At 75.3% G+C, this 23,551-nt stretch carries 22 protein-coding genes; 5 read left to right on the forward strand and 17 right to left on the reverse strand.

All coding sequences use genetic code 11. The annotated features are described in order from the left end of the window. Positions 1–36 precede the first annotated feature (36 nt). Positions 37–1,446 (forward strand): NAD(P)-binding domain-containing protein, encoded by a 1,410-nt coding sequence (locus IE329_RS25530; protein WP_190213316.1) that lies wholly within the window; start codon positions 37–39, stop codon positions 1,444–1,446. Positions 1,447–2,009: 563 nt separating this feature from the next. On the opposite strand, the gene IE329_RS25535 is transcribed toward IE329_RS25530, so the two are convergent. Then, on the reverse strand, positions 2,010–2,309 hold the full coding sequence (locus IE329_RS25535; RefSeq protein WP_190213317.1) for a hypothetical protein: 300 nt from the start codon (positions 2,307–2,309) through the stop codon (positions 2,010–2,012). 438 nt (positions 2,310–2,747) lie between these two features. On the opposite strand from IE329_RS25535, the gene IE329_RS25540 reads away from it, so the two are divergent. After that, entirely contained in the window at positions 2,748–3,557 is an 810-nt protein-coding gene (locus tag IE329_RS25540; protein WP_190213318.1) for a DedA family protein, read from the forward strand. Positions 3,558–3,674: 117 nt separating this feature from the next. Here IE329_RS25540 and IE329_RS25545 read toward each other — a convergent pair whose 3' ends face one another. From IE329_RS25545 to IE329_RS25620, 16 genes are all read right to left on the reverse strand, one after another. After that, positions 3,675–4,745 carry a thioester reductase domain-containing protein gene (locus IE329_RS25545; protein ID WP_190213319.1) on the reverse strand — a complete coding sequence of 357 codons (1,071 nt, stop codon included), beginning with the start codon at positions 4,743–4,745 and terminating at the stop codon, positions 3,675–3,677. 1 nt (position 4,746) lies between these two features. Then, entirely contained in the window at positions 4,747–6,816 is a 2,070-nt protein-coding gene (locus IE329_RS25550; RefSeq protein WP_190213320.1) for an amino acid adenylation domain-containing protein, read from the reverse strand. A 12-nt stretch (positions 6,817–6,828) separates the two neighbouring features. Then, the gene (locus tag IE329_RS25555; protein WP_190213321.1) at positions 6,829–7,524 is read right to left on the reverse strand and encodes a GNAT family N-acetyltransferase; all 696 of its coding nucleotides are present in this window, start codon (positions 7,522–7,524) and stop codon (positions 6,829–6,831) included. Between the two features lie 84 nt (positions 7,525–7,608). Continuing rightward, entirely contained in the window at positions 7,609–8,430 is an 822-nt protein-coding gene (locus tag IE329_RS25560) for a VOC family protein (protein ID WP_190213322.1), read from the reverse strand. A 121-nt stretch (positions 8,431–8,551) separates the two neighbouring features. Further along, positions 8,552–10,060 carry a class I adenylate-forming enzyme family protein gene (locus IE329_RS25565; protein WP_190213323.1) on the reverse strand — a complete coding sequence of 503 codons (1,509 nt, stop codon included), beginning with the start codon at positions 10,058–10,060 and terminating at the stop codon, positions 8,552–8,554. Further along, positions 10,057–10,542, reverse strand: coding sequence for a GNAT family N-acetyltransferase (locus IE329_RS25570; RefSeq protein ID WP_190213324.1), 486 nt, complete (start codon positions 10,540–10,542; stop codon positions 10,057–10,059). The genes IE329_RS25565 and IE329_RS25570 overlap by 4 nt, the downstream gene beginning before the upstream one ends. A gap of 65 nt (positions 10,543–10,607) precedes the next feature. Then, positions 10,608–11,459, reverse strand: coding sequence for an NAD(P)-dependent oxidoreductase (locus IE329_RS25575; protein WP_268257318.1), 852 nt, complete (start codon positions 11,457–11,459; stop codon positions 10,608–10,610). Between the two features lie 151 nt (positions 11,460–11,610). Further along, positions 11,611–12,864: a cytochrome P450 gene (locus tag IE329_RS25580; RefSeq protein WP_190213326.1), complete on the reverse strand. Its 1,254-nt coding sequence runs from the start codon at positions 12,862–12,864 to the stop codon at positions 11,611–11,613. Between the two features lie 23 nt (positions 12,865–12,887). Next, entirely contained in the window at positions 12,888–13,982 is a 1,095-nt protein-coding gene (locus tag IE329_RS25585; protein WP_190213327.1) for an aminomethyltransferase family protein, read from the reverse strand. Between the two features lie 86 nt (positions 13,983–14,068). Continuing rightward, positions 14,069–14,320 (reverse strand): phosphopantetheine-binding protein, encoded by a 252-nt coding sequence (locus tag IE329_RS25590; RefSeq protein ID WP_190213328.1) that lies wholly within the window; start codon positions 14,318–14,320, stop codon positions 14,069–14,071. A gap of 48 nt (positions 14,321–14,368) precedes the next feature. Further along, entirely contained in the window at positions 14,369–15,385 is a 1,017-nt protein-coding gene (locus tag IE329_RS25595) for an alpha/beta hydrolase (RefSeq protein ID WP_190213329.1), read from the reverse strand. Continuing rightward, positions 15,378–16,166: a hypothetical protein gene (locus tag IE329_RS25600; RefSeq protein ID WP_190213330.1), complete on the reverse strand. Its 789-nt coding sequence runs from the start codon at positions 16,164–16,166 to the stop codon at positions 15,378–15,380. The genes IE329_RS25595 and IE329_RS25600 overlap by 8 nt, the downstream gene beginning before the upstream one ends. An 88-nt stretch (positions 16,167–16,254) precedes the next feature. Further along, positions 16,255–17,043 (reverse strand): HpcH/HpaI aldolase family protein, encoded by a 789-nt coding sequence (locus tag IE329_RS25605; RefSeq protein WP_190213331.1) that lies wholly within the window; start codon positions 17,041–17,043, stop codon positions 16,255–16,257. A 115-nt stretch (positions 17,044–17,158) separates the two neighbouring features. After that, a complete protein-coding gene (locus IE329_RS25610; RefSeq protein WP_190213332.1) occupies positions 17,159–17,908 on the reverse strand; it encodes an iron-containing redox enzyme family protein in 750 nt (249 codons plus the stop codon). A gap of 58 nt (positions 17,909–17,966) precedes the next feature. Beyond that, on the reverse strand, positions 17,967–18,200 hold the full coding sequence (locus IE329_RS25615; protein WP_190213333.1) for a ferredoxin: 234 nt from the start codon (positions 18,198–18,200) through the stop codon (positions 17,967–17,969). Between the two features lie 53 nt (positions 18,201–18,253). Beyond that, complete coding sequence (locus IE329_RS25620) at positions 18,254–19,531, reverse strand: hypothetical protein (RefSeq protein ID WP_190213334.1); 1,278 nt, start codon at positions 19,529–19,531, stop codon at positions 18,254–18,256. 731 nt (positions 19,532–20,262) lie between these two features. Between IE329_RS25620 and IE329_RS25625 the strand changes: the two genes are divergently transcribed. Genes IE329_RS25625 through IE329_RS25635 form a run of 3 tightly spaced genes read left to right on the forward strand, consistent with a single transcriptional unit; the run spans position 20,263 to position 23,531 of the window. Further along, a complete protein-coding gene (locus IE329_RS25625; RefSeq protein WP_190213335.1) occupies positions 20,263–21,762 on the forward strand; it encodes a condensation domain-containing protein in 1,500 nt (499 codons plus the stop codon). After that, a complete protein-coding gene (locus IE329_RS25630; RefSeq protein WP_229927750.1) occupies positions 21,759–22,703 on the forward strand; it encodes an ATP-binding cassette domain-containing protein in 945 nt (314 codons plus the stop codon). Before IE329_RS25625 ends, IE329_RS25630 begins: the two co-directional genes overlap by 4 nt. 33 nt (positions 22,704–22,736) lie before the next feature. Next, on the forward strand, positions 22,737–23,531 hold the full coding sequence (locus IE329_RS25635; RefSeq protein WP_190213336.1) for an ABC transporter permease: 795 nt from the start codon (positions 22,737–22,739) through the stop codon (positions 23,529–23,531). Positions 23,532–23,551: the final 20 nt, after the last annotated feature.

Below are 23,551 nucleotides of genomic sequence, written 5' to 3' on the forward strand. Positions count from 1 at the left end.
CACCACCCACCCCGCATCCCTTCCGGAGACACTGACATGAGCGAGAACACCCCTGCCGGTCCGCTGCCCGTCGTCGTGATCGGCGCCGGCCCGGTCGGCCTGGCCGCCGCCGCCCACCTGATCGAGCAGAACATCGAGCCCCTGGTCCTGGAGGCAGGGCCCGGCGCCGGTACGGCGGTGCGCGAGTGGGGCCACGTCCGGCTCTTCTCGCCCTGGGCCGAGGTGGTGGACCCGGCCGCCGAGAAGCTCCTCGCCCCCACCGGCTGGGTCCGCCCGGACGGCGCCTCCTACCCGGCCGGCGCCGACTGGGCCGAGCAGTACCTGCAGCCGCTCGCCGACGTCCTGGGCGAGCGCGTGCGCTACGGCGCCCGGGTCACCGGCGTCGCGCGCGCCGGCCGGGACCGGATCGTCGACTCCGGCCGCGACGAGCAGCCCTTCACCGTGCACGTCACCACGGCCGACGGGGGCGAGCAGCGCATCACCGCCCGCGCGGTCGTCGACGCCTCGGGCACCTGGTCCACCTCCAACCCGCTCGGCGCCGACGGCCTGCCCGCCCTCGGCGAGCGCACCCACGCCGCCCGGATCTCCTACCGCGTCCCGGACCTGAAGGACCCCGCCGTACGCGCCCGGTACGCGGGCAGGCGCACCGCCGTGGTCGGCAGCGGCGCCTCCGCGTTCACCGCCCTCGCCCTCCTCGCCGGCCTGGCGACGGAGGAGCCCGGCACGCACGCGGTCTGGGTCCTGCGGCGCGGCCTCAGCGGCTCGACCTACGGCGGCGGCGAGGCCGACCAGCTCCCCGCCCGCGGTGCGCTCGGCCTGCGGGCCAAGGCGGCCGTCGAGGCGGGCCACGCGAGCGCCCTCACCGGGTTCCGCACCGCCGGCGTCGAACCGGCCGACGGCCGGGTGGCCCTGCTCTCGGAGGACGGCCGCCGCAGCGAACCACTGGACGAGGTCATCGTCCTCACCGGGCTTCGCCCGGACCTGTCCTTCCTGTCCGAGGTCCGCCTCGGCCTCGACGAGCGCCTCCAGGCGCCGGTGGCACTCGCGCCGCTGATCGACCCCAACCAGCACTCCTGCGGCACCGTCTACCCGCACGGCGCCGCCGAGCTCTCGCACCCCGAGAGCGGTGTTCACCTGGTCGGCATGAAGTCCTACGGCCGCGCGCCCACGTTCCTGGCCATGACCGGCTACGAGCAGGTCCGCTCGGTCGCCGCCGCCCTGGCCGGCGACCACGAGGCCGCAGCCCGCGTCGAGCTGACGCTGCCGGAGACCGGCGTGTGCGGCGGCGCGGGCCTGTTCGACCAGCCCGACACCGAGCCGACCGACGGCGGCGGCTGCTGCTCGGCACCGGCCGCACCGCAGCTGATCACCCTCGGTGCTGCTCCGCAGCTGATCACCCTCGGTGCCGCTCCGCAGGACTCCTGCTCCACCGCCGGCGGCTGCTGACCGGTCCGGCGACCGCCCCTCGGACCGACGGAGGCCACCGACGGAGCCACCAAGGGAGCGGGAACGGGATCGGTGGCACAGCGGCGATTCGAAGTCCTCCGGATCGTGCTGGAACACGACCCCTCGCACCGGCCGAGGCCTGATGGGGCAGCCGGTCCGGAGGCGAACGGACCGCGCTGCTCGGCCTGCCGCTCGCCGCGGCGACGGCCTGGGGCCTCGCCCACGCCGTCGGCCGAGGCCACCGCCGAGCGCGGCCACCGCCCGGGCAAGGGCCGGTGCGGCGCCACGCACGGGCGGCGGACCCGTGCGCCTCCCCTGGGGTCCGGTGCGACCGGGCGCCGCCGCCCCCGGCCGACGCGGATCTGTGGCGGCGACGTGCCGGGCCGGCCGGCCATGGTCGCAGGAACCGGGCCGCGGCGTTGTCGGCGGGGCCAGGCCCACCGCACCAGCCGCAGGAGGACCAGCCGTGTGCCCGTCACGGCCCGGCACCTCGGCTCACGTGGTGGAGCGCCACCCGACCGCACGGCGGCGGCCCCCGCCGGCGGGCGGTCCGGGTGCGCCGGTCAGGGCGCCGGCCACTGCCCGGGCTGCTGCTGGCGTTGCAGGGCCTCGCGCTCGATCCTCTCCAGGCGCTCCAAGGCGTCCAGCCGACCGCCGGCGAGGCCGGCCGCGACCTCGACCAGATGGGCCGCCAGGGTGCGCAGGCCCCGCTCGTCGAACCTGGCCTGGAAGCGGTCGAGGATGTCCGAGCACGCCTTCGCCGCCGCCGACGGGGAGCCGGCCGCGAGGCGGGCCTTCAGCAGGGCGATCGCGAACAGCTCGGCATCGTCGCTCAGCGACTTCGGTCCCTGGTTCTCCGTCATCCGGCCATCATCGGCCACCGGCCCCGCGCCCGCCCGGACTTCCCGAAGCCCGGCCGCCGGCCGACCGCCGGCACGTCCACGGCTCCGGGTCCGTCACGGGCGACCAGGCGCTCGTAAGGGCACCGCCGAGCGGCTCGGCCGGATCGCTCCGTGCACCGGCGCGGGCCGGCCGGGCGGCGGCTCGCACTCACCTGAAGCTCCCTGCCGCCCCCGTGGCCGCCGCCCGGGCAACGGCCACCCTCACCAGGCCCAGCGCCGAGGACCCGAGGGCCACTCGCAGCGCTCGCGCAACGGTTCGTTCACGTAGCGCTGCGCTCGCGCACGGGCCCGGCGGCCGGCCGGGGGCCGTCGTCTCCGGCGGCGCCCTCCCGCGGCACCGGACTACTGTGGGGAGGAGATCACGCAGCCCACGGCGGACCAGGCGAGCAGGGGTGACGAATGACGTCGGCGCTGGATCTCACCAGCGGATCCGAGCTGCTGGCCGCCTACGGCGCCCTCGCCGTGCTGCTGGTGACCTTCGTCGAGGCCGGGCTGCTGGTGGTCGGTTTCTTCGTCCCGGGCGACACGCTGCTCTTCCCGGCGGGGGTGCTCTGCGCCGCCGGCACCGGCACGACGGGGCACCAGGGGCCGTACCTCACCCTCTGGCAGGTGCTGCTCTGCGCGGCCGTCGGGTCGTTGGCCGGCACCCAGCTCGGGTTCGTGATCGGCCGGCACGGCGGGACGTCCCTGCTGGCCCGGAGCCGCGGTACCCGGCTCAGACGCGCGACGGCGCGCTCGGAGGAGCTGCTTGAGCGCTACGGCTGGCGCAAGGCGATCGTGTTCGGGCGCTTCGTACCGATGGTGCGGTCCGTGCTCGGGCCCGCGGCGGGCCTGCTGCGGGTGCCGACGGCGACCTTCACCTTCTGGCAGGTGGTCGGCGGGCTGCTCTGGACGCAGGGCACCATCCTGGCGGGCTACGCCCTGGGCGCGTCCTTCCCCGGCATCGACCACTACCTGCTGCCCCTGGTGCTGGCGCTGGTGGCGCTGTCCCTGCTGCCCCTGCTGTTCTCCCGGCGCGGCGGTCGCGGCGACGCGGACGGGACGGACGGGACGGACGGGACGGCCGCGGCGGAGGCCGGCCGGCACGGCGACGCGGGCGAGGCGGACGGGACGGCCGCCGGCGGGAGCGCGAGCGGCCGGCCCGAGGAGCGGGCCGACCAGCGGGCGGGCGGCCGGGCCGCCGGGGGCCCCGACGAGCGGCCACGCTGACGTCACACACGGGGCCCGCAGCCGCCCGCGCCCTGCTCCGGCCGGCCGCGCGCCCGGCCCACCCCACCCCACGGGCCGAACCGCCCCCCGATCCGGCGTCCTCGGGGCTCTGCCCCTTCAGGGGACGCGGGGCAGCTCACCCGCGAGCTGCCAGCGGCCGAGGGTCGCTTCGAGCAGCCGCTCCGCGGAGGGCGGTTCCGGGTGGTCGCCACCCAGCGTCCGGGCGGCGTTGCGGGGTTCGCAGGCCGTCCGGTCGTCGAAGGAGAGCGGGGTCCCGGGCAGCGCGTGGGCGATCCTGGCCAGCGCCGGGTCCTCCCGGCCGGCGTCCAGGACGGCCGATCGCCACCGCGGGTACGGCAGGTCGGTGAGCCGGTACCCCGCGGCGCGCAGCGCGGCCGGGACGGCGGCCCACGGCAGGGTCCGGGCGGCGATCAGGTGGTACGCCTGCCCGTGGGCCCGGTCGGTCCCGCAGAGCGCGACGACGAGCCGGCTGACCCAGTCGACCGGGCTGAGCCGGATCCTGGTGTCGAGCACCGGGGCCAGGCCGAGTCGCGCCGAGACCCGGATGACGCCCTCCAGGAGGTCGTCGGGGTTGGAGCGCCCGGTGCCGGAGTGCGCCGTGATCCGGCCCGGCCGCAGGACGACGGCCCGCAGCCGCCCCTCCTGGTGCGCCACGCTGACCAGCCGGTCGGCCGACCACTTGGTCAGCCCGTACCCGCCCGACACCGGGGCGGTGAGTTCGAACGGCTCGCCGGTGACGCCCCGGCCGACCGCCGCGAGGCTGCTCACGTAGCAGAAGGACGCCGCCCGGGCCTCGGCGAGTTCGAGCAGGTCCTCGGTGGCGCGGACGTTGGCGCCGTACAGGGACTGGTAGGGCAGCGTCATGTTGACCCGCGCCCCGCAGTGGACGACCCGGGAGACGCCCCGGCCCAGGGCCTCGAAGGCGGCGGGCGGGAGGCCGAGGCGCTCCTCGGCGAGGTCTCCCGGGACGACCTCGATCCGGTGCCGGTGCTCCTCGGCGAGCCGGCCGTCGAGGGCGGCGCGCAGTCGCGCGGCCCGCTCCTCGGCGGTCGCCCCCCGGACGAGGCAGCGCACGGTGTCCCCCTGCTCGGCCAGCCGCACCGCCAGGGCCGAGCCGAGGAAGCCGGTCGCCCCGGTGAGCAGCGTCACCGGCCGGTCCGGCGGCACGTCAGCTCCCCCGCTTCGCCGGGGCGGCCGGCGCAGCGGCCCCGGCGGGGCCGATCCGGCGCGCGTAGCCGCGTACGGTGGCCGCGTCGGCCGACGGCGCGGGGACGTCCCGGCCGAGCGCCCGCCCGACCAGGGCCGCCACCCGGACCGACGTCAGGGAGTCGCCGCCCAGGTCGTAGAAGCCGTCCGCCAGCCCGATGTCGTCCACCTCCAGGACGTCGCAGTAGGCCTCGGCGACGATCCGGTCCAGCCTGCTCCAGCGTTCGGCCGGCCCGCCGGCGGCGGCCACCGGCACCGGTGGGCGGGGTACCGGCAGCGCGGCGATGTCGACCTTGCCGTTGGCGTTCACCGGGAACTCGTCCAGCACCGCCATCCGGGCCGGGATCCACTGGGGCGGGAACACCGTCTCCAGGGCTTCGCGCAGCGCCACCGGGTCGGGGTCCGCACCGGCCCCGGCGGCCCGGAGCACGAACGCGTCCAGTGCGGTCGTCCCGTCGGCGGACCGGGGCAGGACGAGGGCCTCCCCGACCCCGGGCAGGCCCCGCAGGGCCTCCTCGACGGCCGCCGGCTCGACCCGGTGGCCGCGGATCTTCACCTGCCGGTCCGCCCGGCCCAGCACCGTCACCACACCGTCGGCGCCCAGCCGGGCCAGGTCGCCGGTGCGCAGCAGCCGCGCGCCGTCGGCCCCCCAGGGGTGCGGGATCCAGCGCTCCGCGGTGAGGGCCGGCCGGTGCCGGTATCCCCGCCCCAGCGAGGGCCCGCCGACGAGCAGTTCGCCGACCTCGCCGATCCCGACCAGCTCGCCGTCGCGGTCCACGAGGTAGGCCTCGACGTTGTCGATGGGCGTCCCGACCGGGATCCTGCCGCCGGTCTCCTCGTCGCCGGTGAGCCGGTGGCAGAAGCAGCCGTGCGTCTCGGTCAGGCCGTAGTGGTTGACCATCACCCGGCTCCGGTCGCCGCCCAGCCAGGCCCGGATCTCCGGGGTGAACGTCAACGGCTCGCTGCCCACCATGAGTTGGCGTGCCAGCCCGTCCTGCGGGACACCCCGGGCCGTCATCATGCGCAGGTGCGTGGGGGTGACCTTCAACAGGCCGCCCGTGGACCGTCGGGTGAGCTCCAGCAGCTCGTCCGTCGTCACGCCGTCGGGTGCGACGACGATCGGCCGGCCCTCCAGCATCGGGGTGAAGATCGTGGTGAGCGAGCCGAGGAAGAACAGCGAGGCATTGAGGAAGGTCACCTCCCCCGGCCGGTGCTCGAACGCCCGGCCGCACCAGAGCGCGTAGTTGACCAGCTGCCGGTGGGTGCCCTCGACGCCCTTGGGCCGCCCGGTCGTGCCGGAGGTGTAGAAGACGTACGCGAGGTCGTCGCCGGCGGCCGGCCGTGGCCGCGCCGTGGAGCCCGCCGCCCGGGCCCGGAGCTCCGACAGGGTGAGGACGCGGCCGGCCTGCGGGCCCAGGGTGGCGGCCAGCTCGTCCGTGGTGACGACCGTCCGCGCCCCGCAGTCGCGCAGGACGGCCTCGGTCCGCGCGGGCGGGTCGTCGCAGGACAGCGGGACGTACCCGCCGCCGGCCTCCAGCACCGCGAAGATCGCGGTGAGCGCGTCCAGGCCGCGCGGCAGCAGCAGTCCGACCGGGACTTCGCGCCCGCAGCCCTCCTCGGTGAGCACGCGGGCCCAGCCGGCGGCCGTGTCGAACAGCTCGCCCCTGGTCAGTCGCTGCTCGCCGCAGACCGCGGCGACGAGGTCGGCCGGGAGTTCCCGCGCCCGGATCAGCTCCGTGACCGGGACGTCGGGTACGGCGCGGTGCGGGCCGTACAGGGCCGAGCGCCCATCCTCGGGAGCGGGCCGCGGGCCGGCAGCGGCTACGGGGGCCCGCTCCGCCGTGCCCGGCCGGCCCCGCCCACGGCGGTCGATCCCGTCGATCTCGTCGAGGCAGGCCTGCCAGGGCCCGGCGAAGCCGGTGCCGGACCAGCCGGGCGGGCACGGGCGGGTCGAGGGCCACACCGAGTACTGGCCCGCCGCGTTCGCCACGACCTGGAAGTCCACGTCGTCGTAGTTGTCCCACAGTGCCATCCGAGGCTCCTCTCAGGCCGTCCGGTCGGGTGCCGGGACCGCCGGCGCCGGGGGCGGTCCCGGGACGGGGTGCTGCGCCGGGACGGGGTGCCGCGCCGCCGCGAGCCGCCGCTCCAGCGCGGCTCGGCACTGCGGCCACTCGTCGGCGACGACGGAGAACATCGCCGAGTCCCGCAGCCGTCCGTCCTCACCCGGGGCCCAGGACTTCGACCAGTTGCGGAGCACCCCCTCGAACCGGGCGCCCGCCTTCTGGATGGCGGCCCGGGAGCGGCTGTTGCGGGCGTCCGTCTTGAGGTCGACCCGGGAGACGCCCCACTCCTCGAACGCGTGCCGGAAGAGCAGCAGCTTGGCCTCCGTGTTGATGCCGGTGCCCTGGGCCGAGGCCGCCAGCCAGGTGAAGCCGACCTCGACCGCGCAGAGCCGGTCCTGCTCCGGCCAGAGGCGCGGGTCCCAGTAGGCCGTGACGCCCACCGCCCGGCCGGACGCCCGCTCGACCTGCGCGTACGGGGCCAGCTTGCCGGTGGCCGCCCGGCCGAGCTGCTCGTCGATGTACCGCTCGACCTCCTCGGCCCGGGGGACCCAGGTGAAGTCGTACGAGGCGCGGTTCTCCTCGACCGCCGCGGCCAGGTCCGGCCGGTGCCGGTGCGTCAGTGGCTCCAGGCGCACGACCGCGCCTTCGAGGACCGGTCCCTCAAGCTTGAATGTCATCGGGCTGTGCTCCTGCGTGGATAGGGGCGGAGGACGGGGACGCGCGCCCCGGCCGGGGCGGCCGCGGGCCGCACGAGGCGGACGCTACCGGGCTGCTCCCCGGTGCACGGAGAGGAGTTCGACGGGCGCGCCGCCGGGGGTCTCGATCAGCGCCATCCGCAGCGGGCGCCCGCCGACCGAGGTGACGACGGCCTCGGCGCGCAGCGTCGCCCCGGCGGCCACCGCCCTGGCGCAGTCGGCCTCGATCGAGGTGCTCGCGACGCCGATGGAGGGGAATCCCAGGTCGTTCATGGCGTGCGCGGGCCGGGTCCCGTCGCCGGGGACGAGCAGCAGCCGGCACGCTGCCGGGAACAGCGGCGAGGAGAGGGTGCCCCAGGCCGCGTCCGGCCGGACCGAGTCCCAGCGGGCCTTGGCGAACGCCGACCAGAAGTCCGCCTCGGCCGGCACGTCCGGCACCCGGCAGAGCAGTCCGGCCAGTCCGCCGGCCGCCGTGTCCGAAGCGGCGTCCGGCCCGGACCCGGATCCGGACTCGAACCACGCCGCCCCGGCGGGGCCGGCCACCGCCCGGCAGACCGGGTCGGTCAGGGACCCCTCCGACCGCAGGGCCTCCCGCAGGGCCTCCCGTCCGGCCACCGGCGGTCCGGCCGGCGGCGGGCAGCGGAAGATCGCCTCGTACGCGCCGCGCCGCCCGCTCGTCCGGCCGTGGTCCACCACCTCCAGCCGGATGCCGGAGGGCGCGGCCAGCAGGGCGAGCGGGAGGACATGGTCCTCGTCCTCCACCGCCTCGAAGGCGGCCGGGAGTTCGACCCGGTCCACGAAGTCGAGTCCGAAGCCCAGGGCGGCGCCCAGGGCGATGCCGGACTCCAGCGGGGACTCCATGGTCAGGTGCGTGACACCGGCGATCACCGTCCGCCTCCCGGGTGACCGGCGCCGCCGGTGGGGCAGGGCGGAGCGGCGGCACGGCGGTGGCCCGCCGGGCGCGGCGGCTGCGGGGACTGCGCCTGCGGCGGCTGCTGCTGCTGGGCGGTCATCGGCCCGCCCCGGCGCTCTCCCACGAACTGCCCAGCGTGCGGGGGACGTTGGGCAGCGCGTCCCAGAGCGCGGCGATGGCGGGCCGGACCAGCTTGTCCTGGCCGCCGCGCGGCAGCGGCGCCTCCGTCAGCACGACACGGCACGGCGCGCGCCGCGCGCCCAGCGACTCGCGGAGCCAGCCGAGGACGTCCTCCGGCGCGGTGGCCGCCCCCTCGACCAGCCGGACCAGGCATCCGATGTCCTCCGTGCTCTCGGCGAGCCGCAGCGGCACGGCCGCCACCTCCAGGACGTCCGGGTGGGCGGCCGCGGCCTCCTCCACCTCGGTCAGGTAGATCGCGTAACTCCCCTTCATGACGGCGTCCTTGCTGCGCCCGACCAGCCGGTAGACACCGTCCTCCTCGCGCCGCGCGATGTCCCCGGTGCGCAGCCATCCCCCGACGAGGGTCTCGGCCGTGGCGACCGGGTTGCGGTAGTAGCCCGCGAAGACCTGGGTCCCGGACAGCTCGATCTCGCCCTCGCCCCGGCCCTCGACGATCCGCCCGGCCGAGTCCCGCAGCCGGGCGGCGACCCGCTCGGGCACCCCGATCCGGTTGGTCGCCATGCCGTCGTCGCCGAGGTCCCCGAAGAAGGCGGCCGACGAGGTCTCGGAGAGCCCGTAGGCGTTGAGCAGCGGCAGCCCGAAGCGGCGCTGGAACCGCTCCTGGGTCCGGGGCGAGAGCGGGGCGCTGCCGGTGAAGCAGAGCGGGCCGGGCACGGTGGTGTCCCGGTCCTGGGCGAACCGGTTGACCAGCTCCACCAGTTGGGGCACCAGGAAGGTCTGGTCGATGCGGTGCTCCGCCAGCCGGGACCAGTACCCCGGGGCCGTCGCGACGGTCAGCTCCGGGAGGACCACCACGCAGGCGCCGAGCACGGCGGCCCAGGTGTGGTGCAGGTTGATGACACCCGATCCCGACATCCGCATGGACCGGGCCAGCCGGGCCGGCGGCGCGCCGCGCAGTCGCAGCGAGGCCGAGACGTTCCCCAGCGTCCCGTCGTGGAGCCGCTCGTGGGTGAACACGATGGCCTTGGGGTCGCCCGTGCTGCCGGAGGTGTAGCCGATGAAGACGGCGTCGGACGGGACGTCGGTGGAGCCCGCCCCGGCGGCCAGCGGTGTCACCGTCACGGCCGGTTCGAGGTCGACCCGGAAGACCGGCGTGCTGTGCGCCAGGATCGACGCGGTCAGCCCGCCGCCCCACTGGGGGTCGAGCAGCACCGGCGGGCTGTCGAGCTGCCACAGGGCGAGCAGGGTCGGGATCAGGTCCGGATGGTCGTTCAGCACCAGGGCCGACACGCAGTGGCGCCGTGCGCCGCCGTCGAGCAGGTCCGTACGGATCCGCTCAGCCCGCTCGCAGAGACCGGCCCAGGTCAGGACCGTCCCGGACGACCGCCCGTCGTGGTACTCCACGGCGTGGTCGTCCGGCCGGGCGGACGCGAGGTCCTCATGGCGCTTCAGCAGCTCCCTCATGCGTCCGTCACCCGCCACTGGAGGTGGTGGCTGTCGAAGACGAACCCGTTGCGGAGGTAGGCCCGGTGGGCCCGGTGCCGCTGGTGGCCGGTGTCGAGGTGCACCGCCTCGCAGCCCGCGTCGCGGGCCAGCTGCTGGACGTGCCGCAGCAGCGCCGTGCCGAGTCCGCCGCCGTGCTGGTCGCTCAGCGCCCCCAGGTCGTCGAGGTAGAGGATCCGGCCCCAGGCCATCGAGTGCAGGATGCGGAAGCCCGCGACCGCCTGCACCTCCCCCTCCCGCTCCAGGAGGACGATCCGGTAGCCCTCCGCGCGCTGGTTCCGCCAGCGGTCGACGAACAGCTCCTCGGAGGCGATGTTCAGCCGCAGCTCCCGGAAGACCGGCCAGCAGCTGCGCACCTCGCCCTCGTCGAGGGCTTCGCGGATGTCCCAGCTCATGCACTTCTCCTTCTCGATGTCCCGCTCGTCGATGTCCCGCTCGTCCATGCCCTGCGCGTCCACGCCCCGCCGGCGGCCCGCCCGTGCGTACGGGCATGCGTGCGTGCGGTGGACTACCAGCCGTAGAGCCGGGCCACCGACCCGAAGTCCACCTCGTGCCCGTACTCCTGCCCGGCCTCGTCGATCCGGTCCCGGGCGGCCTCGCCGACCGGGACGGCCAGGCCGGTGCCGGCGGCGAGGTCGAGGGCGTGCCGGAGGTCCTTCAGCAGGTAGCCGAGCTTGAAGCCGGCCCGGAAGTCTCCGGCGAAGACCCGGTTCGGGTACAGGTTGGCCAGCTGCGCGTTGGCGCCGCCGCCACCGGTCGTGATCGCCCCGATCGCCGTGGCCGGGTCGATCCCGGCCTCGCGGACCATCGCCAGGGCCTCGCCGGACGCCACCGCGTTGACGGCCACCAGGTAGTTGTTGGCCAGTTTGACCACCAGGCCGGCGCCGACCGGGCCGCAGTGCCGGAGCTTCGCCTCGTCGCCGATGGCGGCGAGGACCGGCCGGGCCCGCTCCAGCGTCGCAGCGCTCCCGCCGGCCCAGAAGGCCAGCGTGCCGTCACGGACGGCGGCGATGCCGCCGCCGGCCGGGCAGTCCAGGTAGCCGACCCCCTGCGCCTCGGCCTCACCCGCGAGTTCGCGGGCGACCTCCGGCGAGTGCGTCGTCATCTCCACCAGGACCGCGCCGGGTTCGGCGACGCTCAGCACCTCCGCCACCACGGCACGGACCTCGGCCGAGTCCGGCAGGATCGAGCAGATCACCTCGGCGCCGGCGGCGGCCGCCGCAGGGCCGTCCACCACGGACCAGTGCGGGGGCAGCAGGTCGGGTGTGCGGGAGGAGACGACCACCTCGTGCCCCGCCTTGAGGAGTCGCTCCACCATGGGTGCTCCCATGAGTCCGGCTCCGATGAAACCTACGCGCATCGCGAGGCGCTCCCGTTCGTGAGTCGCTGAGAACTGATCTGCGGAGAACTGACGTGCTGAGTGACGAGTCGTCGAGTACCGAGTCGTCGAGTACCGGGCCGTCGGGTACCGGGTTGTCGAGTCGCCGGGTTGTCGAGTCGCCGGCCGGGCCCTAGCGCCATGCGACGCGTACCGGCAGGTACTCGTAGCCGGCCTTCAGGATGTTGGCGCTGACCCTGGCCCCCGCCACGGACGAGACCTGCGCACCGGCGGTCGCCAACGCGCCGACGATGTACCGCAGTTCCGTGTGGGCCAGCATCCGTCCGAGGCAGCGGTGCGGGCCCGCGCCGAACGCCAGGTGTGCGGGCCGGCGCCCGGCGAGCGCCGTCCCCGGCTCCTCGAAGACCCGCTCGTCCCGGTTCGCCGAGCCGATCAGCACCATCAGCCGCGCGCCGGCGGGTACCTGCACGTCGCCGACCGTCCGGGGCCCGACCGCCGTCCGCAGGGTGGCCCGGACCGGGGAGGCCAGCCGCAGGCCCTCCTCGATCAGGGCGCCGGACAGGTCCGGGCCGGACGGGAAGCCCGGCGGGCGCGGCCGGTCGATCACGAAGGCGGCCATCAGGTGGCAGACCGCCGACACGATGGTCTCGTAGCCGGCCTGGAACAGCTGGAGGACGGCGAGGATGACCTCCTCGCGGGCGGCGGGGGTGTCCGCCTCCCGCCAGGAGCCGGCCAGACCGCTCCCGGCCGTGCCCGACGGGCCGCCCGGAGCCGCGCGGGCGGCGGCGTTCAGGAACGCCGTCACCGCGCGGAAGGAGGCGAGGTTGCTGCGCATCACCCGCGGTCCGGCGGCCACCGAGGACAGCTCGTCCCCCGGGTCCAGCGCGCGGGCCGTCAGGTCGGCCCACCCGGCGAGCACCCGCACGACGTTGTCGGGCAGCTCCATGAGGGCGCCGATCGACTGCGCGGCCACCGGCTTGGCCAGGTCCCCGACGATGTCGACGTGCTCGCCGCGGGCGGCGAGTGCGGCGATCACGCCGTGCGCGTGGGCCCCGATCGCCGGCTCGACGACGTCGAGCCGCGGCTTGCTCAGCAGCCTGGCGACCGTCCGGCGCAGCCGGGCGTGCACCTCGCCGTCGCTGGAGGAGACGACCCCGCCCGCGTCCCCGGCGAACTTCAGGTTCAGCTGCCGCCGGACGGGCCCCCGGTCGTCGAGGAGCGTCGCGTCCTTGCCGAAGGCCAGCGCGGCGGAGAACCCCTCGGGGTCGCCGAGCACCCGCTGCGCGTCCGCGTACCGGCTGACCACCCAGATGCCCAGCGGCTCCAGCTCGGCGACCGGACGGTGCCGGCGCAGCGCCCGGTAGGCCGGGTACGGGTCCTTCAGGACGTCCGGGCGCATCGGGTCGAAGATCTCGATGGCCGGCACCGGTCGCGGCCTCATCGCGGCGGTCACCGGTGCACCGCCGCCGGCGGGGCCGGCGGGAACGGCGTGGCGGCCACCGCGCCGCCCGCCTCCCCGGCCGGGGTGCGGACGGTCAGGGCGCTCCCGGCGGCGACGTCGGGCCGCAGGAACGCGAGTGCCAGCCCGCGGCGCAGCCCGAGCGAGAAGGTCCCGCTGGTGACGCGGCCCACCGGCTCGCCCTCCTGGAGCACCTCGGCCCCCGCCGGGGGGATCCGGCGGCCGTCCATGACGACCGTCCGCAGGATCCGCCGGATGCCGCGCCGGCGCCGCAGGAGGAGGGCCGCCCGGCCGGTGAACCCGGTGTCGAAGGCCACGATCCGCTCCAGGCCCGCTTCGAGCGGGGTGACCCCGGGCCCGAACTCGAAGCCGTGCCGGAGGATGCCGGCCTCCAGGCGGTGGGTCTCGCGCATCGCGAGGCCGGCCGGCGCGACCCCGCGGGCGAGCAGGGCCCGGTAGACCTCCCGGGCGGCCGGCGCGGGGAGTTGGAGCTCGTAGCCGAGCCGGCCCCCGAACCGGGTGGCGGCCACCAGCGCCTCGTGGCCGCGCAGCCGCAACCGCGCCACCCCGGACCCGGCCACCGAGTCCGCCGCCGGGGCGAGTCCGGCCATCCGTTCGGCGGCCTGCGGGCCTTGCAGGGCGAGCAGCGCCCGCCCCGCGGAGACGTCCTCGATCCGGCAGTCCGGGTACGGCCCGGCCGCCCGCGCGGACCGCAGCGCCGCCAGCACGGCCTCCGGGCGGTTCGCCGTCAGGAGGAAGTGGTCGCTCTCCACCCACCAGAGCACCAGGTCGTCCAGCACGCTCCCGTCCGCCCCGGAGAGCAGCAGGGTGTACTGGCTGCGCCCCGGCCCGCAGCGGGCGAGGTCGTTGGTGAGGGTGTGCTGCAGGAGGTCGCGGGCGCCGGGGCCGGCGACCAGGACCGAGCCCAGGTCGGAGGCGTCCCACAGCACCGACGCGTTGCGGTGGGCCCGGTACTCCTTGAACGGGCCGGCGAACTCCAACGGCATGCTCCAGCCCCCGGATTCGGTCATCCGGGCGCCGAGGCGGATGTGCTCCTCGTGCAGTGGCGAGCGGTGCGGGTTCATCTGTGGGGCCCCGTATCGGACGTCGGTCTCCCGGCTCGGGAGGGCGGGCGGCTGGGACGTGTCCGGCGGGATCCGCCGGAGACCTCCTAGGCCTGCGTGTGGCCCTGCACGAACTGGTGGGCGCCGTGCAGCGTCGCGATGGAGTCGATGTCGAGGGCCTCGACCTCGATCTCCTCGCCCATCTGCTGCTCCAGGAAGTCGAGGAAGGCGAGGGTGCCCAGGGAGTCGAGCACCCCGGTGTCGAAGAGGTTCGTCCCCGCCTCGACGCCGGAGGTGTCCGCGCCGATCTCCTGGAGGAAGCGGAGCGCGTCGCTGACGAACTCGGTTTCGGTTGACATCGTGTGTCCTCTCTCTGCCCGGCCGGGTGGGCCGGGCGTGGCCGCGCGTCAGGTCTGCCGGGGTCGGTGCAGGGCGCCGCGCAGGACGGCGTGCTGCTGGTGCAGGGCCCGTCGCGACACCGTCGCGGGGGCCAGGGTGTCGAAGCCGTGGAACGTCCCGGCGTACTGGTGCAGTTCGGTGGGGACGCCGGCGTCGGCGAGCCGGCGGGCGTAGGCCGCGCCCTCGTCCCTCAGCGGGTCGTACTCGGCCGTCATCACGTACGCGGCGGGCAGGCCGGACAGGTCGGCGGTCCTGGCCGGCACGGTGTGCGGCGGGGCGCCGTCGCGGGTGCCGGCGGGCCCCAGGTAGTGCCGCCACATGTGCGCGCAGTTCGGGGAGTCCCAGGCCGGTGTGTCGGTGAACGCCCGCGCGGAGCCGGTCTGCATCGTGTCGTCCACGACGGGGTAGAGCAGCATCTGCAGTACGGGCAGCGGCAGTTCGCCCTCGTCGCGGGCGGTCAGGCAGACCCCGGCGGCCAGCGCGCCGCCCGCGCTGGTGCCGGCCACCGCGATGCGGCCGGTGTCCACGGACAGCGCCCGGCCGCCGGCCCCGCAGAGCCACCGGTGGGCGAGTACCGAGTCCTCCAGCGCCGCGGGGGCGGGGTGCTCGGGTGCGAGCCGGTAGTCGACGGAGACGACGACCGCCCCCGTCCCGCGGCACATCTGCAGGCACCGGGGGTGCTCGAAGTCGAGGTCCCCGGAGATGAACGCGCCGCCGTGCATATACAGCACCGCCGGGTACGGTGCGGCGGCCACCAGCGGCCGGTAGACCCGCACCGGCACCGCGCGACCCGCGCCGTCGGAGGCGACGGTGTCCTCGACCAGGACGCCCGGGTCGTCGGCGGCCCACTGCCCGGTCATCCGGGCCACCCGTAGCCGGCGGGCCGCCTCCCTGCGCACGGCGTGCGGATCGGCGTGGTCGACGAGCCGGTAGAGCCGGGCGGCCCGTTCGAGCTCCGGGTCGAGCTGCCGGCCGGGCTCCCGGCCGGGCTGGTCCACGGGTGCGGGCCCGGGGTCGTCACGCATGGTTCCCACCCTTCTCGACTCGTGCGGGGCGCCGGCCGGCGTCCGCGCCGGGCTCGGCCGGCGGGGCTCCGGCCGCGGCCGGCTCCGGAAAGCGCAGGACGAGGAGCCGGGTGCCGGCGCTCGTGGCCCGCCCCGTCCAGCCGGCGCCGCCCGGCGGCTGCCAGCCGACCGACTCGGCGGGGTGGCCGGCGCCCCCGTACTCCAGCTCGCCCGCGAGGACGAACAGGAACTGCCCGGCCGGTCCGGCCCCGGGGACCTCGACGGGCGCACCGGCGCCGGCGGTGACGCAGCTGATCTCCAGGCCGTCGCGCTCGTCCGCCAGCAGGGTCGTGCGAGCGGCCCGCCCCGCTCCGGGATCCGCCGGGGCGGGCGCGATCTCCCGGTGCAGGCTCCGCCCGGGGCGGTCCGGGAGCCTGGCCCGGGACTCCGGCATGAACTCCGTGGCCTGTGTCGCCTCGGCCCGCAGGGTGAAGTAGCGCAGCGGGGGGTCGCCGCCGGTGAGCGGGCCGTAGACGGTACGGGCGTCGGCGTAGTGGGCGACCGGGTGGTCGATCGGCCGGCGGCCGAACAACGCGCCCGGGGCGCCGAGCAGGATCTGGAACTGGTCGACGGGGTGGAAGTGCGGACGCAGGACCTGGTTCCGCTGTTCGACCAGGTAGGCCTGCGGTCCGCCGTCCGGCGCCGCGCCGCCGAAGTAGTCGACGACCCGGCCGATCCGTCCTTCGAAGACCACCCTGCGCGACACCGCCCGCTCGCGGGTGACCCAACGGGGTTGCTCCATGGCCGTGTTCTCCTTCCGGTCCTCGGGGGTTCGGTCCTCGGGCTCCCGCCCTCGGGCCTGCGGTGGTCCCGCCGGTCCCGTCCGGGGCTCACTGCTTGCGGAGCATGGTCACCGCGAGCGCGGCCGACTGGACGAAGAACTTCACCTCGTTGCCGACCGCGATGAAGCGGAACCCCTCCTTGGCGTACTGCCGCGCCAGCCCGGTGCTGGGTGCGAAGATCCCGGCGGGCTTGCCGGCGGCGGCGCACGCCGCCAGCACGGCCTGCCGGGCCTGGTCGAAGGCCGGCCCGCCCGGACGGCCCGGCTGCCCGAGATCCATCGCGAGGTCGCCCGTCCCGATGAAGAGCAGGTCCACCCCGTCGGTCCGCGCGATCTCCCCGGCGTTGCGCACGCCTTCGCGGCTCTCGATCTGGACGACGCAGAGGACCTCCCGGTTCGCCGACTCGAAGTACCGGTCGGAGGCGCTGTAGTAGGCGCTCGCCCGGATCGGGTTGACGCCCCGGCCGCCCTGCGGCGGGTAGTGCGAGAAGCGCGCGGCGCGCGCGGCGTCCTCGGCCCGGTCGACCTTGGGGACCATCACGCCGGCCACGCCCAGGTCGAGGGCGAACTCGATGTCGTGGCGGTCCAGCCGCGGCACCCGGACGATCGGGGCCACCCCGGTGCCGGCCAGGGCCTGCGCCTGGTGCAGCGCGTCGGCCTTGGTCATGGCGGCGCCCTCCATGTCGATCACCGCCCAGTCGATCCGGGTGTACGCGGCGGCCTCCGCGAGCAGGGCGCTCCCGCTCACCAGGAAGAGCCCGTACGCGGGCGGGTCCTCCGCCGCGCGGCGAAGACCGTCGCCCGGCCGCCGCGGCGGGTCCTGCTCCCTCTCGGTCACCGCTGCTCCTCTCGTGGCGCCGGCCGCCCCGGTCCGGCGTCCCCGCCGTGGCCGGCTCCCGGACCACCCGGGGGCCGGGCCGGCGGGGACGCCGCCGGTGCGCCGGTGCGGTGTGTCAGGCCGGGCGGACGGTGCGGTGGATCTCGTTCCAGTTCTCGGCCAGCAGGTCGAGGTAGGTGGTGAAGCCGCGCTCGATGTGGGCGATGTCCTCGACCGTGCGGCAGGCCTTGGCGGCGGTCGAGAGGGAGTGGATCTTGTGCTCCTTCTCGGTGGCGCCGATGTGGAGGTAGAAGTACTCGCAGTTCTCGTGGAACTCCTCCAGCCCGTAGTGGCCGCGGTAGTTGCGCACACCCTCGTAGAGCTGGACGAGCTGCGGGTAGGCGTGCCACTCCTGGGCGAGCAGCGCGCCGCACACCTCCTGGGCGTAGGGGCTGCTGAAGACCTTCTCGCCCTCCTCGATCAGCCGCACGGTGGAGGGCAGCAGCGGCGCCGCCACCGAGTCCAGGTCCACCTCGTGCCCGCGCAGCCTGCCCAGCAGCGTCTCGAAGAAGTCCTTCAGGATGACCGAGTGGACCTTCCGGGGGTTTCCGAGGCCCATCTCGTCGTACAGGTTCTCGACCGTCTCGGCCCGGGCCGCGATGTCCGTCATGTGGAGGAAGGCCAGGGCGATGCGCACCGGTGTGCGCCGGACCCGCTCGTAGAAGTTCTTGGCGACGAGCTCCACCTCGTCCGCGGTCAGCTCCTGCGACATCCACAGCTCGTAGAACGGGTTCTTCAGGGCCGGATGGTCCGAGCAGCCCCGGGCGAGGGCGTGGATCCGGTCGTGGGCCTCTTCCGGCGACAGCTCTACGGTCTGGTCGGTCATGGTGGTCATGTCATTCCCCGATGGGTTGGGCGGGTGGGTTCACCACACGGGTGGTCGGTCAGTCGATCAGGTGGATGCAGGAGGCCGGGCAGGCCCGCGCGGTGAGTTCCGCGAGTTCCTGGAGGTGCTCGGGCACCTCGGCCTGGCTCTCCTCACCACCGGGCTCCTCCAGCAGCCGGCCGTCCTGGCGCACGTACGCGAGGAAGTCGTTCCCGATGCCGAAGAGTTCCGGCGCCTCCTCCTCGCACAGTCCGCTGTTCTGGCAGGTGGCCTGGTCGATCCAGATCCGCACGGTTCGTCCTTTCTGGTGAGGCCGGACCTCGTCGCGGGAGGGCGGGCCGGGTTTCAGGCGGTGGGCGAGGGAGCGTCCGTCCGCAGGACCGCGCCCAGCCGGTAGGTCTCCTCCACCACGACGCGCAGCCATTCGCCGTAGCGGATGACCTGCGGCAGTTCGGCGGCGGTGAAGGTCTGGTCCTCGTCGTGGCTCATCCGGACGACCCGGAAGTCGCCGATCATCGGCGTCATGACCTGCTCGGCCCCGCCGGTGGCGTGGCGCAGGGCGAACGAGGCGCGGCCACCGCTGGAGCACCCGATGCTCTTGTGCCCCCGGTAGTGGGCGTCCTCGTTCCGGAACAGCATGTGACCGCCGTGCTTCTCGACGAACTGGCCCTGCAGGCAGCCCGGTCCGTAGAGGCTGCGGATCGCGCCGCGCTTGAGCTTCAGCATCCGGGCCCGGATGGTCCGGTGCAGCTGGTCGGTGGACTCGTGGCCCAACTGCTCCGCGTAGTCACCGAGTTCGATGCCGTCGCGCAGCTGGGTCTCGGTGAAGAAGGCGTCGCTGGTGGTCATCTCGTGCGGGCGGTCGAGCATGTCGCCCATCGGGCAGGTCAGTGTCACGTGGTCGGCGCGGAGCACCGGGTCGGCGAGGGCGGCCCGCATCACGGCCCGGAGGACCGAGGCGCTGTCGCCGTCGGTCGCGACGGCCGTCCTGGTGGCGGCCCGGAGCCGGTCGGAGGCGGCGGGGCCGGCCGGCTGGCCGAACACCTCGACCAGGACCTCGTGCACGGCGGGGGTGAGCCGCTCGGTGTCGATGTCCGCCTGCGGCAGGACGCCTTCGGTGCGGAACCAGGCCCGCCCGTCGATCACCGAGAAGAGCTCGTGCGTGCGCTGGACGACGGGGCGCAGGTCCTCGACCCGCCGGGCGAGGGCGAGCAGCCCGTCGGGCGCCCGCTCCGCCGGCGCCACGACGCCGGTGTAGAGCGCGTGGCGGGCGTGCAGCACCTCGCGGACCGCGGCGGAGTCGACCCGGTCGACGAGGTCGTCCAGCCCGGTGGACGCGGTGTCCAGGGCGAACAGCGAAAGCATCAAGTCCGCCTCCTCGTCGTCCCATTCGCGCGGATCGCGCTGCCGGCACGACTCGAAGGCCGATCGGAGATCGGCGCGGACGCGGTACTCCCCCTTGTAGACCAGCCAGTGGTGGCGGCTGTAGACGAGCGGGCGCAAGCAGGCGTCGAGCACTCCGGCCAGGCAGTGCTCGTCCGGTGCCGCGGCCACGGCGGTGCGGAACTGGTCGGCGGTGTCCGCCTCCAGGACGTGGGTACGTCCGGGCATGAGCGAGGTCATCGAATCTCCTGGGGTGCTGGGTGGGGTCAGCTGTCCTGATGCGGAGAGGCGCGGAGGCCGAGACGTCGGTGCGGCGCTGCGGCAGCCTTACATACTTGATCGTGCCCTTGCAAGGACTTGAATATTTTTCGCTAACTCCTGCAACTACCTGATGGTCAGTACCCTGACGCTTGGCCAGACCCCGTCGGGCCGACGGACCGCCTCCCCCGCGCCGCCTCCCGGCCGACGATGCCGGGGCCGTCGGCCGGCCACCACGGGCAGCGATCTGCCGCAGGAGCAGACAGCTTGACGGTCGGACACCGGCCTCGGCCGACCACGCGTCCCACCCGCACGGCGGCACCCGGAGGCAAAGGTCCACGCCAGACCCACCCCGCAACCTACTTGCAATACGGTGAAAATATGAGACACCATGGGCTGGTGACGGAGGGCCGGGCCCTGCGCGACGTGGCCCGTCGCGATCGGTGCCCGGCCGACGGCGGCATCGACGCCCCCCGCCACCACCGGGCCCGGGGCACCCCCGCCCGGCCGGCCCGCACCCTCCGCCACAAGCGGACCGCGCCGCCGAGCCGCTCCCGACAGCGGTGCCCGCCCCCACCGCACGACCGCGCCCGGACCGAACGGCCCGCGCGACCGGACCCGGCCGGCCGCCGGCCCTGCCGCACCCGGGCCCCACGGGGCACCCGGCGGGGCCGGCACAGCGACACCGGGCGGCACCTCACAGGAGACCACGCATGCTCTCACCCGCGCACCACCTGGTCCGCTTCCGGGCGGACTGCCCCCCGACCACCCCGCTGGCCTGGGGGCAGTTGGCCTTCTGGGACGTGCTGCGCTGGCTCCCCGAGGGCGACGACTCGCCCAACCTGTACCGATGGCTCACCGTCCCGGCCGGCACCCGACCGGAGCAGGTGCCGGCCGCGCTGCGCGTCCTCATCGAACGCCACCAGGCCCTTCGCAGCCACTACTTCGAGCAGGACGGCACCCCCGTCCAGCACGTCCTCGGCGAGGGCGAACTCCGCGTCGCCGTGCACGAGGCGACCGGCCCCGACCTCGCCGCCGAGGCCCACCGGCTGGGCGAGCGACTGCGGCGCGGAGCCACCGACCACGCCCACGACCTGCCGGTCCGCGCCGCCGTCCTCAACCGCGACGGGGCCCCGGCCGCGGTCGTCCTGACCATCAGTCACCTCGCGGTGGACGCCTGGAGCTTCCGGATCGTCCTGCGGGACCTCGCCACCCTCCTGGCGGCCGGCACGCCGGCCGACCACGTCCTGCCGCCGCGGGCGAGACAGCCCGCCGAACGGGCCCGGTACGAGCGCTCCGAGGCCGGCCTGCGCCGGGAGGCCGCCACCGTCGCCCACTGGGAGCGCAGGCTGCGGGTGGTCCCGCCGGCCATGCTGGAGAAGTCCCCGCGCAGCCTCACCACCGGGCGGGACTGGGCCAGTGTCGACAGCCCGGCGATGGCCCTCGCGCTGCGCGCGATCGCCGCCCGCACCGGCGTCACCCCGGGCACCTCGCTGGTCGCCCTCCTCGGCCTGCTGCTGGCCGTCCGGACCGGCGAGCCCGAGGCCGCCCTGCGCCTGATCGTCGCCACCCGCTTCGCCCCCGAGGACCGCGACTACGTCGGCGCCTTCAACCAGAACGCCCTGCTGCACCTGCGGGTGGCCGACGAGCCGCTCGAACAGTACCTGCGCGGAGCGGTCACCACGGTGCTCGCCGCCCACCGGCGGTGCGAGGCCGATCCCCGCCGGGTGGAGCAGCTGGTCGCCGACATCGCGGCCGAGCGCGGCTTCACCCCTGACAGCTACTGCTTCTTCAACGACGTCAGCTTCCACGGGGACCGCCCGCCGCGCACCGCCGCCCGGCCCGACGGCCCCGCCGGCGCGGAGCACGACCCGGCGGCCGTCCTCGCCGCCCTGCCGCTCACCAGGCTGGAGCGACTGCCCCGCCAGGACCCGCAGAAGGGCGCCAAGCTCTTCCTCTCCCTGCACCGGCTGGACGAGACCTGCCTCATCACGCTCTCGCTTGATCCGGCCTTCCTCGACCGCCACCGGGCCACCGACCTGCTCGGCGACCTCGAACGGCTGGTCGTGCTGGCCGCCACCGACCCGGACCGGCGGACCGGCGCGGTCCGCCGGTCGTTGGCCGGCCCCGGCGCGGCACCGGACCGGCCCGAGTCCCCCGCACCACCGCCCCCGTCGCACCGAAGCACACAACAGCCAAAGGGTACGAAGTGACAGTCACCATCTCCAGCGAACTCCTGGTCCAGGCCTCCGCCCTCCGCAAGGTGTACGACTCGGGGTTCGTCGCGGTCGACGGCATCGACTTCCAGCTGCGCCGCGGCGAGGCGTTCGGGTTCCTCGGGCCCAACGGCGCCGGGAAGTCCTCGACCATGCGGATGCTCGGCTGCGTGTCCCCGCTCAGCGCCGGCAGCCTGCGGATGCTCGGCCTGGAGACCGCGGAGCACGGCCCCGAGATCCGCGCCCGGATCGGCGTGGTGCCGCAGGACGACACGCTCGACACCGAACTCACCGTCCGGGAGAACCTGCTCATCTACGGCCGGTACTTCGGGCTCGGCCGGGCGGTGATCCGGGAGCGGGCCGAACGGCTGCTGGAGTTCGCCCGGCTGACGGACAAGGCCGACGCCCAGGTGGAGGCCCTGTCGGGCGGCATGCGGCGCAGGCTCACGATCGCCCGGGCACTGGTCAACGAGCCGGAGATCCTGCTGCTGGACGAGCCGACGACCGGGCTCGACCCGCAGGCGCGCCACCTGCTGTGGGAGCGGCTCTACCAGCTGAAGGCCGACGGCGTGACGCTCGTCCTGACCACCCACTACATGGACGAGGCCGAGCAGTTGTGCGACCGGCTGGTGGTGATGGACGCCGGCCGCATCGTCGCCGAGGGATCCCCGCAGGACCTCATCCGCACCCACGCCACCCGCGAGGTGCTGGAACTGCGCTTCCCCCCGGGCGAGCAGCAGCTGACGGCCGGGCGGCTGGCCGCGCTCGCCGAGCGGGTCGAGGTCCTGCCGGACCGGGTGCTCCTCTACTGCGAGGACGGCGAGACCGCGCTGGCCGCCGTGCACGCCGAGCGGATCACGCCCCTCACCGCGCTGGTCCGCCGGGCGAGCCTGGAGGACGTGTTCCTGACCCTCACCGGCCGCACCCTCGTCGACTGACCCGTCGAGCGATCACCTTCGAAAGGCCCGTCCATGGCGCTCCTCCCGGACCTCGCCCGGTCGCCCGCTCTGCGGGAGTTCACGTACTGGATGCACCGCTACCGCAGGACCTGGCGCGGCACCGTCGTCGTCAACGTCGCCAACCCGCTGCTCTTCCTCGCCGCCATGGGGGTGGGGCTGGGCAGGCTGGTGGACGACGGCGGCAGCGACCACCTGCACGGCGCCACCTACCTGGCGTTCTTCGCGCCCGGCCTGCTGGCGGCAGCCGCCATGCAGAACGCCTTCCTGGACTCGGCCGGACCGGTCTTCCAGTCGGCCCGCCAACGGGGCAACTACCGCGCGGCGGCGGCCACTCCGATGCGCCCGGCGGACATCCTCACCGGTCACCTGCTGTTCACCGGCTTCCGGGTCCTGACCAGCGCGCTGGCCTTCGTCGTGGTGATCGTCGCCACCGGGGCGGTGCCCTGGCGGCACAGCCTGCTGCTCCTGCCGGCCGCGCTGCTGACCGGGCTGGCCTTCGCCGCGCCGGTCGCCGCCTGGGCGGTCACGGTGACCCGGTCCACCCGGATCAACGGTGTCTTCCGGTTCGTCCTGCTGCCGATGTACATGTTCTCCGGGACGTTCTACTCCACCACCCAACTCCCCGACTGGCTCCGGGCCGTGGTGTCGGTGACGCCGCTCTACCAGGGCATCCAGCTCTGCCGGGAGCTGGCGCTCGGCACCGCCGCGCCGCTGGACAGCGGCGTGCACGTGCTCTACCTGGCCGCGATGGCCACGGCCGGCCTGCTCCTGGGGCGCCGCACCTACACCCGCCACCTGTACGGCTGATCCGTCCGTCCCCAAGCCGT

Origin of the sequence: Kitasatospora indigofera (genome assembly GCF_014655955.1) — a bacterium.
In the GTDB taxonomy this organism is placed as follows: domain Bacteria; phylum Actinomycetota; class Actinomycetes; order Streptomycetales; family Streptomycetaceae; genus Kitasatospora; species Kitasatospora indigofera.

Bases quoted from the DNA above. Each gene is read 5' to 3' on its own strand.
- IE329_RS25530 (WP_190213316.1), top strand. From the start codon at position 37: ATGAGCGAGAACACCCCTGCCGGTCCGCTGCCCGTCGTCGTGATCGGC.
- IE329_RS25590 (WP_190213328.1), bottom strand. From the start codon at position 14,320: ATGTCAACCGAAACCGAGTTCGTCAGCGACGCGCTCCGCTTCCTCCAG.
- IE329_RS25600 (WP_190213330.1), bottom strand. From the start codon at position 16,166: ATGGAGCAACCCCGTTGGGTCACCCGCGAGCGGGCGGTGTCGCGCAGG.
- IE329_RS25610 (WP_190213332.1), bottom strand. From the start codon at position 17,908: ATGACCGACCAGACCGTAGAGCTGTCGCCGGAAGAGGCCCACGACCGG.
- IE329_RS25540 (WP_190213318.1), top strand. From the start codon at position 2,748: ATGACGTCGGCGCTGGATCTCACCAGCGGATCCGAGCTGCTGGCCGCC.
- IE329_RS25595 (WP_190213329.1), bottom strand. From the start codon at position 15,385: ATGCGTGACGACCCCGGGCCCGCACCCGTGGACCAGCCCGGCCGGGAG.
- IE329_RS25555 (WP_190213321.1), bottom strand. From the start codon at position 7,524: ATGACATTCAAGCTTGAGGGACCGGTCCTCGAAGGCGCGGTCGTGCGC.
- IE329_RS25620 (WP_190213334.1), bottom strand. From the start codon at position 19,531: ATGACCTCGCTCATGCCCGGACGTACCCACGTCCTGGAGGCGGACACC.
- IE329_RS25565 (WP_190213323.1), bottom strand. From the start codon at position 10,060: ATGAGGGAGCTGCTGAAGCGCCATGAGGACCTCGCGTCCGCCCGGCCG.
- IE329_RS25570 (WP_190213324.1), bottom strand. From the start codon at position 10,542: ATGGACGAGCGGGACATCGACGAGCGGGACATCGAGAAGGAGAAGTGC.
- IE329_RS25635 (WP_190213336.1), top strand. From the start codon at position 22,737: ATGGCGCTCCTCCCGGACCTCGCCCGGTCGCCCGCTCTGCGGGAGTTC.
- IE329_RS25575 (WP_268257318.1), bottom strand. From the start codon at position 11,459: ATGCGCGTAGGTTTCATCGGAGCCGGACTCATGGGAGCACCCATGGTG.
- IE329_RS25625 (WP_190213335.1), top strand. From the start codon at position 20,263: ATGCTCTCACCCGCGCACCACCTGGTCCGCTTCCGGGCGGACTGCCCC.
- IE329_RS25585 (WP_190213327.1), bottom strand. From the start codon at position 13,982: ATGAACCCGCACCGCTCGCCACTGCACGAGGAGCACATCCGCCTCGGC.
- IE329_RS25550 (WP_190213320.1), bottom strand. From the start codon at position 6,816: ATGGCACTGTGGGACAACTACGACGACGTGGACTTCCAGGTCGTGGCG.
- IE329_RS25535 (WP_190213317.1), bottom strand. From the start codon at position 2,309: ATGACGGAGAACCAGGGACCGAAGTCGCTGAGCGACGATGCCGAGCTG.